Genomic DNA, 12,530 nt, shown 5'->3' with positions numbered 1-12,530 from the left:
GGGAGAGGGGGGCTCGGGGGGGTGATCAGGTGGTCGGGGTGTTGGGCTGCGGGGGTGTCCAGACGTAGGGCGTGGTGGTTGTTATGGCCGTGAAGCCGAGGCGTTGCAGGATCGGGCGGCTGTCCTCGGTCGCGTCCACGTTGAGGTAGCGGGTGCCGCGCGCCGCCGCGATTTGCGCGCGTAGCGCCACCAAAGCGCGGTAGGTGCCCCGTCCGCGCCACTCCGCCAGCGTCGAACCGCCCCACAGCCCGGCGAAGTCCGTGCCCGGCACGAACTCCAGCCGCGCCGAGGACACCACCCGGCCGCCCGCCTCCGCGACCACCACGACGGTCCGGCCGTCACCCGACCGCAGCCGGTCGCCCAGTTCCGCCGCCAGCCGGCTCCGGTCGTCGCCCCACACCTCGGATACCATGTCGGCGACCCGGCGCAGGTCGGCGTCCGAGGTGACCTCCCGGACGGTGACGCCGGCGGCGGGCGCGGGCGCCGCAGCGGCCAGGTCGGCGGTCGCGCCGATCAGCACGGTCTCGCGCGGCTCGGCGGTGAAACCGGCGGCGGAGAGCCGTTCGGGCAGCTCGGCGGGCAGGTCGTGGCCCCGCGTCTTCCACTCGACGGCCTCGCCGCGCGCGGCGAAGAAGTCCCGCTGCCGGGCGATCACCGCGTCCAGCGCCGGACCGGCCGTGCCCAGGTCGCGCGCGCCGCTGACGAAACCGCGGCGGTGCTGCCCGACGACCCGGACCACCGGCCCGTCGTGCTCGGCGTGCGCGCCGGGCGGCAGGTTGGTCCACTCGGCGGGGCGCAGCTGCGCGTCGTAGCGGGCGAGGAGGTCCGTGGTGTCGGGCATCGGCCCACGTTAGCCGTTACCGAACGGATGGCCACGTGGTCCGCGCACAAACGTTCAAGACCGGCGCGGCGCGCGGCGGCTACAACACGCGTGGGATCACGGGAGGAGCGCGCATGGTCGACGTGGGGTTCATCGGGCTGGGCGTCATGGGGCAGCCGATGGCGGTCAACCTGGCGCGGTCCGGTGCGCCGCTGGTGGTCTGGAACCGCACGGCCGCCCGGTGCGGGCCCGTCGCCGCCGCCGGGGCGCGGGTCGCCGCCGGGCCGGCGGAGGTGTTCGAGCAGGCGGGCGTGGTGCTGCTGATGCTCGCCGACGAGCAGGCGGTCGACGCGGTCCTCGCCCGCGGCACGGCGGCTTTCGCCGAGCGCTGCCGCGGCCGGACCGTCGTGCAGATGGGCACCGTGTCGGCGACGTACTCCGCGGCGCTGGCCGCCGAGGTCGCGGCCGTCGGCGGCGGCTACGTGGAGGCGCCGGTCTCGGGGTCGCGCGGCCCGGCCGAGGCCGGTTCGCTCGTCGCGATGGTGTCCGGTGACGACGACGGCCGGGTCGGTCCGCTGCTCGCGCCGATGTGCGCGGAGGTGGTGGGCTGCGGACCGGTGCCCGGCGCGCTGCTGATGAAGTTCGCCGTCAACCTGCACCTGATCACGCTGGTCACGGGCCTGGCGGAGGCGTACGGGTTCGCCGAGGCGCACGGGCTGGACCCGGAGGTGCTGACGCGCGTGCTCGACGCCGGGCCGATGGCGTCCGCGGTGTCGCGGGCGAAGGCGGCGAAGCTGCTGGCGGGCGACTTCACCGTCCAGGCGGCGGCGCTCGACGTGCTGAAGAACAACCGCCTCATCGCCGAGGCGGCGCGCGCGGCCGGCGTCGCGTCGCCGCTGCTGGACGTGTGCCACGCGCTGTTCGCCGAGACCGTCGGGCTCGGGCACGGCGGTGAGGACATGGCGGCGGTGGTCCGGGCCATCCGGGCCAGGTCGCGGAACGGCCGCGACCCGGTCGGGTCGCGGCCGGCCGGTCGGTCCGGGTGACGAGGGGCGACCCGGACCGGCCGACGCCCCGGTCCCGCCGGCCACCTCGGCGGCGTCGGTGCGGATCAGTCCGGGCGCGGCAGGGCGGCCGCGCCGCGCACGGCCGCGGCCCAGGCCGCCGGGGTCAACCCGTAGGCGCGCTTGAACATGCGCGTGAGGTGGCTCTGGTCGGCGAACCCCACCGCCACCGCCACCTCGCCCGGCGGTCGGCCCGCGCGCAGCTGCCGCCGCGCCAGGTCCAGCCGCCGCATCGTCCGGAACCGGGTCGGGCTCGTGCCGAACGCCGCCCGGAACTGCCGCGCGACCGCCCACCGGTCCAGGCCGGACACCCGCTCGAACTCCGCCACGGGGTGCCTGCCGGTGACGTCGTCCAGCAGCAGCTCCCGCACCCGCCGCACCGCCTCCAGGTCGAGGGCCGCGCGGCGCGCCGGGCCGTCCGCCGAGTGCCTGGCCAGCAGGTCCGCCACCGCCGCCGTGACCTCGGCGGCCTCGGCTTCGTCCAGCGGCTCGTCGATGTGCGCGAGCCAACCGGCCACCGCCGGGCCCACGCGCGCCGGCCCGATCACCGGGTCGGCGACGAACGGCAGCGGCCGTCCGCCGAGCGCGTCCTGGACCAGCGCCGGGTCCAGGTAGATGATCCGGTAGCCGAACCCGCCCTCGGTGCCCGCCGCGCCGTCGTGCAGCTCGTCGGGGTGCAGCACGTGCCACTCCCCCGGCAGGCAGTGCCGCAGGGCGCCCCGGTAGCGGAACGTCTGCACGCCGGCCAGCGTGACGCCGACGGCGTAGGTGTCGTGCCGGTGCGGCGCGAACGCCGCGCCGGTCAGCGCGGCCTCCATGCGCTCGATACCGGCCGCGCCGCCGCCGAACCGCAGCCGGCGAGCACCCGGCGCGCCGGACAGCGACCGGTCGGGCGACCACCCGCTCCGACCGTCCCACCCCGTCCGCACGCCGTCCAGGCTATCCCGGACGGAACCGGCCGGCGGCGGTCGGACGGTTCGGCCCGGCGGCGGTCGGACGGTTCCGGCGGCGGTTGCGCGCACCTGAGACCCGGCCGGCGCGGCAGGTGAGGCGGCCCGGTGCGGCAGGCGCGCACACCGGCCGGTTCAGCGCGTTTCGGGCAGGGCCCGGTCGAGGATCGTGCCGAAGTCCGTCCCGGCGGGCAGCGTCCCGAACGCGTAGCCGCCACCGCCGAACCTGGTCCCGCAGAACGCGTCCGCGACGGCCGCCGGCGCGTGCCGGACGAGCAGCGAACCCTGGAGCGCCAACGCCATCAGCTCCACGAGGCGGCGCGCGCGGACCTCCGCGCCGTCCCGGTCGGCGAGCGCCGCGCCGACCCGCGCGACGGCCGCGTCCAGGCGCGGGTCGCCGCCGCGCGCCGCCTCCAGTTCCGCCGTCAGCGCCCGCGCCGCCGCCGGGTCCTTGTCCAGCACCCGCAGCACGTCCAGCGCGTTGACGTTGCCCGAGCCCTCCCAGATCGAGTTCAGCGGCGCCTCCCGGTACAGCCGGGGCATCCCCGAGTCCTCCACGTACCCGTTGCCGCCCAGGCACTCCAGCGCTTCCGCCGCGAACGCCGGCGCGCGCTTGGTCACCCAGTACTTGCCGACGGCGGTCGCGATCCGGCGGAACGCGCGCTCGCCGTCGTCGCCCCGGACCGCCCGGTCCGCCGCGCCGGCCAGCCGCAGCGTGAGCGCCGTCGCCGCCTCGGACTCCACCGCCAGGTCGGCCAGCACGTTGCGCATCAGCGGCTGGTCGAGCAGCCGCGCGCCGAACGCCCTGCGGTGCGCCGCGTGGTGCCCCGCCTCGACCAGTGCCTTGCGCATCAACGCCGCCGAGCCCGACACGCAGTCCAACCGGGTGCAGTCGACCATCTCCACGATGGTCTTGACGCCCCGGCCCTCCGGCCCGACGAGCCAGGCCAGGGTGCCGTCGAACTCCGGTTCGGACGAGGCGTTGGAGCGGTTGCCCAGCTTGTCCTTCAGCCGCTGGAGGAGGAACGGGTTGCGGGTGCCGTCGGGCAGGACGCGCGGCACCAGGAAGCACGACAGCCCGCCGGGCGCCCTGGCCAGCACGAGGAACAGGTCGCACATCGGCGCGGAGGTGAACCACTTGTGCCCGCGCAGGGCGTACACGCCGTCCTCGCCGGTCGGCGTCGCGGTCGTCGTGTTGGTGCGGACGTCCGAGCCGCCCTGCTTCTCGGTCATGCCCATGCCGGCCAGCAGCCCGCGCTTGGTCGTCGGCACGCGCAGGCCGGGGTCGTAGACGCGGCTGGTGAGCAGCGGTTCGTACCCGGCGGCCAGGTCGGGCTGGAGGCGCAGCGCGGGCACCGCCGCGTACGTCATGGCCACCGGGCAGGCGTGACCGGCTTCGGTGTGCCCCCAGACGAGGAGCCCGGCGTAGCGGGCGACGTGCGCGCCGGGCCGCTCGTCGGCCCACGCCGAGCCCGCGTTGCCCTCGGCCACCGCGACCCGCACGAGGTGGTGCCAGGCGGGGTGGAAGTCGACCTCGTCGATCCGGTTGCCGTACCGGTCGTGGGTGCGCAGCACGGGTTCGACCGCGTTCGCCTCCTCCGCCCACCGCTGGGCCTCGGGGCTGCCCGCGTGCGCGCCGAGCCGCCGGACGTCGTCCTCCGCCCACCCGGCTCCCTCGCGCCGCAGCCCTTCGAGCAGGGCGGCGTCGGCGGACGCGTCGTAGGGCGCGGTCGGCGGCGGCTGGTTGGTGACCTCGTGGGTGGCGCGGGACGGCGCGGTGAGGGCCATGACCACGAGTATTACTGCTATGGGACAACCGCAGCAAGAGTGTAATGCCCGGCGCGGCGACCTCGACGGCTACCATCCAGCGGGGCGAACGGGGGAACGGGCGTGACGCCGGAAATCGCACTGCGACCGCTGACCGCGCGGTCGGTCGTGCTCAGCGTGCTGCTCGGCACGCATCCCCCGGAGCTGCCGGCGCGCGACCTGGTCCGCGTCGCGACCCTGTTCGACATCAGCGACACCGCGTTGCGCGTCGCCCTCACCCGCATGGTGGCGGCCGGCGACCTCACCCGCGTCGACGCGACCTACCGCCTGAGCGAACGGCTCGTGGCGCGGCAGCGGCGGCAGGACGACGCGGTCGAGCCGAGCACCACCGACTGGGACGGCACGTGGGAGGTCCTCGCCGTGACGGCGACCGGGCGCGGCGCGGCCGACCGGGCGGCGCTGCGGGCCCGGCTGGCGGCGCTGCGCCTGGCCGAACTGCGGGAAGGCGTGTGGGTGCGGCCCGCGAACCTGCGGCGCGCGCGGACCGACGACCTCGACGGGGTCGTGCAGCGGTTCCGGGCGCGCCCGGAGACCGACCACGGGTACCTGGCGCGCGGGCTGTGGGACCTGGACGGCTGGTCCGCGCACGCCACCGCGCTGCTCGGGGCGTTCGAGGCCGCCGACCGCGCCCGCGACCGGTTCACCGTGGCCGCGGCGGCCGTCCGGCACCTGCTCGCCGACCCGGTCCTGCCCGCGGCCCTGCTGCCCCGCTCCTGGCCCGCGGCCGGGCTGCGGGCGGCCTACCACCGGTACCGGGCGGAGTTCGCCGACCTGACCCGCGTCACGCGGCACGGCTGACCACGCCGCCGGCACCGGAGCGCCCGGACCCGCGCCGGCGCTACTGTCACCGCCATGTACGTGAAGCTGTGCGGGCTGCGCACCACCGCCGACGTCGCGACCGCCGTCGACGCCGGGGCCGACGCGGTCGGGTTCGTCTTCAGCCCCAGCGCCCGGCAGGTCGACCCGGCGACGGCGGGACGGCTCGTGCGCGAGGTCCCGCCGCACGTGCTGTCCATCGGCGTGTTCAGCGGGGTGCCTGCGGCGGAGGTGCGGCGGCTCGCCGTCGAGTCCGGTGTCGGCGCGGTCCAGTTGCACGGCGCCTACCCGAAGGCCGCCTTCGACGAGGTCTCGACCTCGGGCCTGCCGCTGGTGCGGGCCGTCGCGCTGACACCGGGCACCGACGTGCGGGTCGGCGCGCACGGCGAGGAGATGCTGCTGCTGGACTCCCCGGTGCCCGGCTCCGGTGAGCGGTGGGACCTGACCGCGCTCGACGGCGCGCGGCCCGAGGGCCGGTGGCTGCTCGCGGGCGGCCTGGGCGTGCGCAACGTGGCCGAGGCCGTCGCCCGCGCCCGTCCGTGGGGTGTCGACGTGTCCAGCGGCATCGAGTCGAGCCGGGGCGTCAAGGACCACGGCCTGATGCGCGAGTTCGTCGCCGCCGCGCGCAACGGGTGAACCACGCCCCACCCGGCCCGACATCCCGGCCCGGCACGACGCACGACGCACGACCCGACCCCGGCACCGCGGGGCGCCCGGCCCGCACCGCCGGCCTCCGCCGACCGGACCTCCGGGCCGGAGCCCCGTGGCACCAACCGCTGTCGGCCGGACCGACCACCGGCGCGAATCCCACCGCATCCCGGCGGTGCGGTCGAATAGGCTGCATTCCATGATCAGGACGCGTAGCCGGATCCCGCTCGCGGCGGTGCTCGTCGCGGTGCTGAGCGCGTGCACCACCCAGGTCGCCGGATCGCCGGTGCCCGTGCCGAACCCGACACCCGTGAAGCCGGTGCCCACCGCCGCGAACCTGCTCGGCGACCTGCCGTCCTTCGACCCGTGCAGCCTGGTCGAACCCGCCGACCTGGCCCCGCACGGCACGCCCGCGCCCGCCAAGCCGGACTCGCTCGACCACTGCCCGTTCACGGTCACCACGGCGTCGAACGCCAAGCTGGACGTCACCGTGGGCCTGCTCGACCGGCTCGACTCCGAGGGCGAGATCCAGGCCCAGTACAAGCCGTACCGGGACCTGCGCATCGCCGTCGAGCGGGAGGACCCGACCCGCTGCGCCCGGCGGGTGGTGTTCACCGACCTGGTGACGCTGACGGTCGCGGTGGACAACTTCGGCGCGGACAAGACCTCCGCCCGAGAGCTGTGCGGCATCGCCGACCACGTCGTCCGGCTCGTCGCGGACCGGGTGCTGGACAAGGAGGTCGGGCACCGCACGTTCCCGGCCCGGTCGCTGGGCCGCGTCGACCCGTGCTCCTCGGTGTCGAGCGCGACGGCGGCCAAGGTGCCGGGCATGACGTCGCCGAAGGTCAAGCCCTACCCGGCGGCGCACCAGTGCCGGTGGAGCAAGGACGGCTCCGCGCAGCCGCCGCGGCTGCGCGTCACGTACGCGGTGGGCGTGCCCACGGTTCCGGACGGCCGGACCAAGACGGCGGAGGACGTCGGCGGGCGCCCCACCACGATCAGCAAGTCGTCCTCGTCGTCCCTCGCGCTGTGCGCGGCCGAGACCGCGCACATCCCGGTCGACGGTGGCGAGGGCCTGCACGAGCTGGCGTTCGTGACCGTCAACCTGCCGACGGGCAGCCAGGTCGAGGACGCGTGTGCCGCGGCCAAGGCGATCGCGGCGGAGGTCTGGTCCCACCTGCCGAAGTGACGCCCGACGGGTGGACCGCGGCAGGACGTGCTTCCGACGGCCCGCGACCGGGTACGACCCACCCATGAAGGTCGCCGTCGTGTCCGACACCCACGCGCCCCGCCGGTGGAAGTCCTGCCCGCCCGCGGTGGCCGAGCACCTGCGGGACGCGGACCTGATCCTGCACGCCGGCGACGTGTGCGTGGCACCGGTCCTGGCCGAGTTGGAGCGGTTCGCCCCGGTCGTCGCGGTCCTGGGCAACAACGACGGGCCGGACGTCGCGGCGTGGGGCGCGCCGGAGGCGGTGGAGCTGGAGCTGGCCGGCCTGCGCGTCGCGATGATCCACGACAGCGGCCAGGCCAAGGGCCGCACGGCCCGGATGCGCCGCCGCTTCCCGACCGCCGACCTGGTGGTGTTCGGCCACTCCCACATCCCGCTGGACGAGACGGGCGACGGCGTCCGGGTGTTCAACCCGGGCTCACCCACCGACCGCCGCCGCCAACCGCACGGCACCATCGGCCTGCTCGACATCCACGACGGCCGCCTGGTGGACGCCCGCATCGTGCCGGTCACCTGACCACGAGTTCGAGACACGGTGGCTGGGCGCGCGGCGGCGTGCCCTGTCCGGCGGAGAGCGCGTCACGGGCCGCCCCGGGCGCCCTGCGGCCCGGCCCGGAGCGGTGGGCCGGGGTGTGCGGGCGACGCGTCAGCCGTCCGCCGGGCGGGTGCGGCGGGCGTAGGCGCGGGCCGCCCGCGCGCGGTCGCCGCACCGGGTCGAGCACCAGTGCCGGCGGCCGTGGCGCAGCAGGAAGCGGTTGCAGGGCGGGGAGCCGCACGCGGTCAGCCGTGCCGCGTCCGGGCCGGTGAGCAGGTCCGCCGCGTCGGCCGCCAGCGCCGCCAGGGCGTGGTCGAGGATCTGGTCGACCGGGTGCGGCGCCGCGCGGCGCGGGCCGGTCTTGTCGTCCCACAGCAGCAGGGCCGCGGTCGGGACCCTGGTGAGCGCGTCGTTGACCGCGGCCACCGCCGCGGGCAGCGCGGGCACGCCGGCCACCCGCGCGGCGAACAGCGACCTGATCTGTTCGCGCAGCGAGCGGAGCTGGGACGTGCACATCTCGGCCAGGCCGGCGTTCTCCGGCGCGAGACCCCGGTCGGCGAGCCACCGGTCGGCGGACGCGGGCGTGCCGAGCCGGTCGGCGTACTGCCCGCCGGGCAGCGCCACCGCGCTGTTGGCGAAGTCCAGCGCCGGGTACTGCTCCGCGCCCGGTGCGGGCGGGACCGCGGGCTCGACGTCCTCATGCATGAACTCATGGTAGAGCTTGCGCTCATCCGTGAGAAACACTAGCGTCTCCTCACGGATGGGAAGTTCCCATCCGTGAGGAGATCGAGACCCGTGACATCCACCGGCACGACCACCGAGCAGTTCCCCGTCCGCGTGCTGGGCGGCCCGACCGCCTTGTTCACCTACGGCGGCCTGACCTTCCTCACCGACCCGACGTTCGACGACCCCGGCACCTACGGGGAGGGCACCGGCCGTGAACTCGCCAAGACCGCGCCACCCGCGGCCACCCCCGCCGAATTGGGCCGCGTCGACGTCGTCCTGCTGTCCCACGACGAGCACCCGGACAACCTCGACCACGCCGGCCGCGCGCTGCTCGCCGACGTGCCCCTCACCCTGACCACCCCCGGCGGCGGGCAGCGGCTGGGCGGGTCCGCGAAGGGGCTGGCGGACTGGGAGACCGTCGAGCTGCCCCGGCCAGGCGGCGGCGCGGTCACCGTGACGGCGGTGCCCGCCGTGCACGGTCCCGGCGCCCGCGAGGAGGTCGAACCCGTCACCGGCCAGGTCGTCGGGTTCGTGCTGACCGCGCCGGACCTGCCCGCGGTCTACGTCAGCGGCGACAACGCCTCCCTCGACGCGGTCCGGCAGGTCGCCGAGCGCTTCACCGCGATCGACACGGCGATCCTGTTCGCCGGCGCGCCGCGCATCCCGGTCGTGTTCGACGGCGCGGCACTCGTCCTCGACAGCGCGTCGGCCGCCGAGGCCACCCGCATCCTCGACGCCCGCCGCGTGGTCCCGGTCCACTGCACCGGCTGGAGCCACTTCTCCGAGGGGCTCGACGAACTGGTGGCCGCCTTCACCGCGGCCGGGCTGGCCGACCGCCTCGACCTGGGCTGAGCGGACCGCGCGGCGGGCGTCGTGGTCGAGCGGGCCGGAGGCTCCTCCCGCTCAGCGGTTCATGTTGGCCGCCGCGACCTTCGTCAACTGCTCGGCGGTGCCGCACCGCCGGTCCGCGGGCTGGTCGTCCGCCACCGTCACCATCAGCACGTCCACCCGGGCGCGCTCGGGCCGGTTCGACGGGTGGTGGGGCACCCGGTAGGTGCACTCGCCGTCGGCATCCTCGACGTACGCCTCGCGGCCGTCCACGGCCCTCAGCTGTCCCGTGATCCTGGAGCGGCTGGCGTGCTGGTCGTAACGCACGTGGACCTTGGAGTCGGTGATCGCCGTGTACCACTTGCACGACCAGCCGCCGAACACGTCGACACGGCCGGTCAGGCCCGGCAGCGCGTCGTCCGGCAGCAGTCCGCAGGCGTCGATGCGCGCCGCCGACCCCGGCGGGAAGTCCTCACCACGCCGGGGGATCGGGCCTTCGCCGAGCACCTTCCGCACGGTGCCCACCGCGACGTCGGCGATGCGGCACAGGTCCTTCGGCGAGTCGTCCAGCCCGGCGGTCACCCTGACCCCGTACCTGTCGTCGACCAGCACCAGGCGGTTGCACTCCGAGTCGTCGTCCGACGGGACCTCCAGCACCTCGAACGGCGGTGCCGAGAGGGTGGGCCAGGTCGCGTCCCGCTGCTGTGACACCAGGGTCGTCAACTGGACCTCGACGTCGATCTTCTCCTTCGCCCGCACGTCGATGAGCACGTCGCAGCGGTTGAAGTTGCCCCGGTCGGGTGCGAGCTCCGGTGGGCCGAACTCGCCGAAGTCGCTCGCGCGGAGCAGCGCGCACGGCTCGGCGGTGCGCTCGTCGCCGACGAGGCTGTCGGGGCCGGGTTTCGGCCACGCCACGGCCACCGCCGCGGCCGCCAGGCCGACGACGGCCAAACCCGCGCCGACCAGCCGGAAGCGGCGGCGACGCCAGAACGGCGCGGGGACGGGTGGCGGGGGTGGTGGCGCCCAGTCGCCGACGATCTCACCCAGCCGCCGCCGCACCTCCGCCGCGGTCGGCCGCCGTTGGGGCCTGCGGTCCAGCATCTCGGTCATCAGCGGCGCGAGCACGCCGTCCGGCACCGCGATGTCGCCATCGCGGGCGCGGGCGAGCACCGCGGCCGCGTCACCGGTGCCGAACGGCGGTTCCCCCTTCAGCGCCGCGTACATCGTCGCGCCGAGCGAGAACACGTCCGACGGCTCGCGGGCGGCGGACCCGCCCGCGACCTCCGGCGCGGTGTAGGCGGGCGTGCCGCTGATCCGCCCGTCGTCCGCGCCGGTGACCTCGTGCCAGATGGAGATGCCGAAGTCGGCGAGCTTCGCCAGGTCGTCGTCGCCGAGCAGGATGTTGGCCGGCTTCACGTCGCGGTGCACGATCCGGTGCGCGTGCAGCGCCGCGAGCGCGCCCGCCACCTGCATGGCGATCCGGGCGACCCGCTCCGGCGGCAGCGGGCCCTCGACGATGGCCTTGTCGAGGCTGTCCGCCGCCATGTGCTCCATGACCAGCCAGCCGTCGTCGACGCAGTCGTGGACCGCGATGAGGTTCGGGTGGTGCACCTGGGCCGCGATCTCGGCTTCCCGCCGCAGCTGCCGGCGTTCCTCCGCGCTCACCGCCCCGTGCGGGCGCTTGAGCGCGACCTTCCGCTTCAGCTTCGTGTCGAACGCGGTCCAGACCGTGCCACCCGATCCCGAACCCCTCGCGTCTTCGAGCCGGTAACGGCCGTCGACCATATCGCCCGTGCGCACTCTCCGCAGCTTAGCCACTCCGACAAGTGGCCACTATGCGAAAAAAGGCGAAACAGATGTCGATCAAGAATGCGTCACGGTGACCCCGTACACCGTTACCTGCCCGAAGTTCTTGCTGCTGCACGGTGTGGAATTGCCGCAGTTGGCCTGGGTGTAGGCGCCCGCCTTGAAGTAGCCGCCGGTGAAGTCGGCGTCGATGGCGCCGACCGGTCGCCCGTTGTAGAACGCCCGCACCTCACCGCCGCTGACCTCGAACTTCGCCTCGAACCGGGTACCGAGCACGTAGTTGTCGGTGATGAGCTTGTGGTGGGTGGTGTCGCCCTTGGTCAACCACAGCTTTTCGCCTTCGAGCCGGAATACCGTGACGTCGTCGCTGGAGTCGTGGATCTGACCGGCCACCACGTACGGGCGCTGTTTCGGCAGTGCGGTGATCGCCTGGTCGATCACCATCGTGTGCTTGCCGGACTTGGCGGACCAGCTCGCGAGGCTCGAACCGTTCATCTCGCGCAACTCGGAGCGGGGATTCTTGCTGTTCGGGGTCGTCACACCGTTCACCGGTGCGCGGAACCGGACACCCTCGCATTTCTCGTCGACGACGAACCACGGGTCGAGCGCGTAGTCGGCCAGTCGCGGCTGGGTGATCTCCAGCGGCTGCGTGCCCTCCTTGTCCGGGTTGTCGACCGGCAGCGTGACCTTCCAGTTCCGCAGGTCCAGCAGCTCCGCGGGCGTGTCGCCGCAGGGCTGCGGCGCGCCGGACTCCTGGACGTCCACCTCGGTGATCGAGTTCCAGCCGTTGCCGGACGAGTTGCCGTGCCCCACGATCCGCACGTACCGCGCCGAGGCGTCGGGAATGTCGTACCGCTCCTGCCGCAACGTCTTCCTGCTGGTCACGCCCGACGCGGAGGTGCGCCAGGCGGTGCCGTCGTCGGAGGTCTGCACGTCGAACAGCGACGTCCGGGTGTCCCCCTTGTGCCACGCGATGTCCAGTGCCGACACCGTCCTCACGGCGCCGAGGTCGAAGCGGATCCACGCCCCGTCACCCTCCGCCGACCACCGGGTGCCCAGGTCGTCGTCGAGCACGTTCGCGGCCACGTTGCCGTCGTCGTCGCTCGCGGTCACCTCGCTCACCGGCAACGCGGCCGCCGCGGAGCCGGTCGCCAGCAGCGAGAACGCGGCCGTGAGCGCCAGGATCTTCCTCATCATCGCCTCCCGTGGGGTCCGGTGCACCCTAGGGAACCGCGCTCGGGAGGGGTCCTAGCTCAACCGCGTAAGGGCAGCGAGCGGACGT

12 protein-coding genes are annotated in these 12,530 nt (G+C 74.9%); 6 read left to right on the top strand and 6 right to left on the bottom strand.

All coding sequences use genetic code 11. From position 1 onward, the window contains the following. Positions 1–25: 25 nt before the first annotated feature. Positions 26–841 (bottom strand): GNAT family N-acetyltransferase, encoded by an 816-nt coding sequence (locus C8E97_RS17185; protein WP_121006642.1) that lies wholly within the window; start codon positions 839–841, stop codon positions 26–28. A 113-nt stretch (positions 842–954) separates the two neighbouring features. Between C8E97_RS17185 and C8E97_RS17180 the strand changes: the two genes are divergently transcribed. Beyond that, positions 955–1,866, top strand: a complete 912-nt coding sequence (locus C8E97_RS17180; protein WP_121006641.1) for an NAD(P)-dependent oxidoreductase — start codon at positions 955–957, stop codon at positions 1,864–1,866. A 65-nt stretch (positions 1,867–1,931) separates the two neighbouring features. On the opposite strand, the gene C8E97_RS17175 is transcribed toward C8E97_RS17180, so the two are convergent. Further along, entirely contained in the window at positions 1,932–2,813 is an 882-nt protein-coding gene (locus C8E97_RS17175) for a helix-turn-helix domain-containing protein (protein ID WP_246018947.1), read from the bottom strand. A 156-nt stretch (positions 2,814–2,969) separates the two neighbouring features. Further along, the gene (locus tag C8E97_RS17170; protein WP_121006640.1) at positions 2,970–4,622 is read right to left on the bottom strand and encodes an acyl-CoA dehydrogenase family protein; all 1,653 of its coding nucleotides are present in this window, start codon (positions 4,620–4,622) and stop codon (positions 2,970–2,972) included. Positions 4,623–4,724: 102 nt separating this feature from the next. Here C8E97_RS17170 and C8E97_RS17165 point away from each other — a divergent pair, with 102 nt between their 5' ends. The 4 genes from C8E97_RS17165 (at position 4,725) to C8E97_RS17150 (ending at position 7,870) form a co-directional block, all read left to right on the top strand. Continuing rightward, on the top strand, positions 4,725–5,459 hold the full coding sequence (locus C8E97_RS17165) for a PaaX family transcriptional regulator C-terminal domain-containing protein (RefSeq protein WP_246018946.1): 735 nt from the start codon (positions 4,725–4,727) through the stop codon (positions 5,457–5,459). Positions 5,460–5,513: 54 nt separating this feature from the next. Further along, positions 5,514–6,113: a phosphoribosylanthranilate isomerase gene (locus C8E97_RS17160; protein ID WP_121006639.1), complete on the top strand. Its 600-nt coding sequence runs from the start codon at positions 5,514–5,516 to the stop codon at positions 6,111–6,113. A 211-nt stretch (positions 6,114–6,324) separates the two neighbouring features. Further along, positions 6,325–7,314 carry a DUF3558 domain-containing protein gene (locus C8E97_RS17155; protein ID WP_121006638.1) on the top strand — a complete coding sequence of 330 codons (990 nt, stop codon included), beginning with the start codon at positions 6,325–6,327 and terminating at the stop codon, positions 7,312–7,314. Positions 7,315–7,378: 64 nt separating this feature from the next. Next, positions 7,379–7,870, top strand: a complete 492-nt coding sequence (locus C8E97_RS17150; protein ID WP_121006637.1) for a metallophosphoesterase family protein — start codon at positions 7,379–7,381, stop codon at positions 7,868–7,870. Positions 7,871–7,999: 129 nt separating this feature from the next. On the opposite strand, the gene C8E97_RS17145 is transcribed toward C8E97_RS17150, so the two are convergent. After that, positions 8,000–8,593 carry an ABATE domain-containing protein gene (locus C8E97_RS17145; protein WP_121011697.1) on the bottom strand — a complete coding sequence of 198 codons (594 nt, stop codon included), beginning with the start codon at positions 8,591–8,593 and terminating at the stop codon, positions 8,000–8,002. A gap of 90 nt (positions 8,594–8,683) precedes the next feature. Between C8E97_RS17145 and C8E97_RS17140 the strand changes: the two genes are divergently transcribed. Continuing rightward, positions 8,684–9,466: an MBL fold metallo-hydrolase gene (locus C8E97_RS17140; protein ID WP_121006636.1), complete on the top strand. Its 783-nt coding sequence runs from the start codon at positions 8,684–8,686 to the stop codon at positions 9,464–9,466. A gap of 51 nt (positions 9,467–9,517) precedes the next feature. On the opposite strand, the gene C8E97_RS17135 is transcribed toward C8E97_RS17140, so the two are convergent. Further along, complete coding sequence (locus C8E97_RS17135; protein WP_147455151.1) at positions 9,518–11,242, bottom strand: serine/threonine-protein kinase; 1,725 nt, start codon at positions 11,240–11,242, stop codon at positions 9,518–9,520. A gap of 63 nt (positions 11,243–11,305) precedes the next feature. Beyond that, entirely contained in the window at positions 11,306–12,442 is a 1,137-nt protein-coding gene (locus tag C8E97_RS17130) for a polysaccharide lyase family 7 protein (RefSeq protein ID WP_121011693.1), read from the bottom strand. Positions 12,443–12,530: the final 88 nt, after the last annotated feature.

The sequence above is a fragment of the Saccharothrix australiensis genome, assembly GCF_003634935.1.
Taxonomy (GTDB): Bacteria; Actinomycetota; Actinomycetes; order Mycobacteriales; family Pseudonocardiaceae; genus Actinosynnema; species Actinosynnema australiense.
This window is presented reverse-complemented; position numbering and strand designations above follow the sequence as displayed.

Coding starts and splice junctions, on each gene's coding strand:
- C8E97_RS17185 (WP_121006642.1), bottom strand. CDS start 841: ATGCCCGACACCACGGACCTCCTCGCCCGCTACGACGCGCAGCTGCGC.
- C8E97_RS17150 (WP_121006637.1), top strand. CDS start 7,379: ATGAAGGTCGCCGTCGTGTCCGACACCCACGCGCCCCGCCGGTGGAAG.
- C8E97_RS17160 (WP_121006639.1), top strand. CDS start 5,514: ATGTACGTGAAGCTGTGCGGGCTGCGCACCACCGCCGACGTCGCGACC.
- C8E97_RS17155 (WP_121006638.1), top strand. CDS start 6,325: ATGATCAGGACGCGTAGCCGGATCCCGCTCGCGGCGGTGCTCGTCGCG.
- C8E97_RS17130 (WP_121011693.1), bottom strand. CDS start 12,442: ATGAGGAAGATCCTGGCGCTCACGGCCGCGTTCTCGCTGCTGGCGACC.
- C8E97_RS17170 (WP_121006640.1), bottom strand. CDS start 4,622: ATGGCCCTCACCGCGCCGTCCCGCGCCACCCACGAGGTCACCAACCAG.
- C8E97_RS17180 (WP_121006641.1), top strand. CDS start 955: ATGGTCGACGTGGGGTTCATCGGGCTGGGCGTCATGGGGCAGCCGATG.
- C8E97_RS17145 (WP_121011697.1), bottom strand. CDS start 8,593: ATGCATGAGGACGTCGAGCCCGCGGTCCCGCCCGCACCGGGCGCGGAG.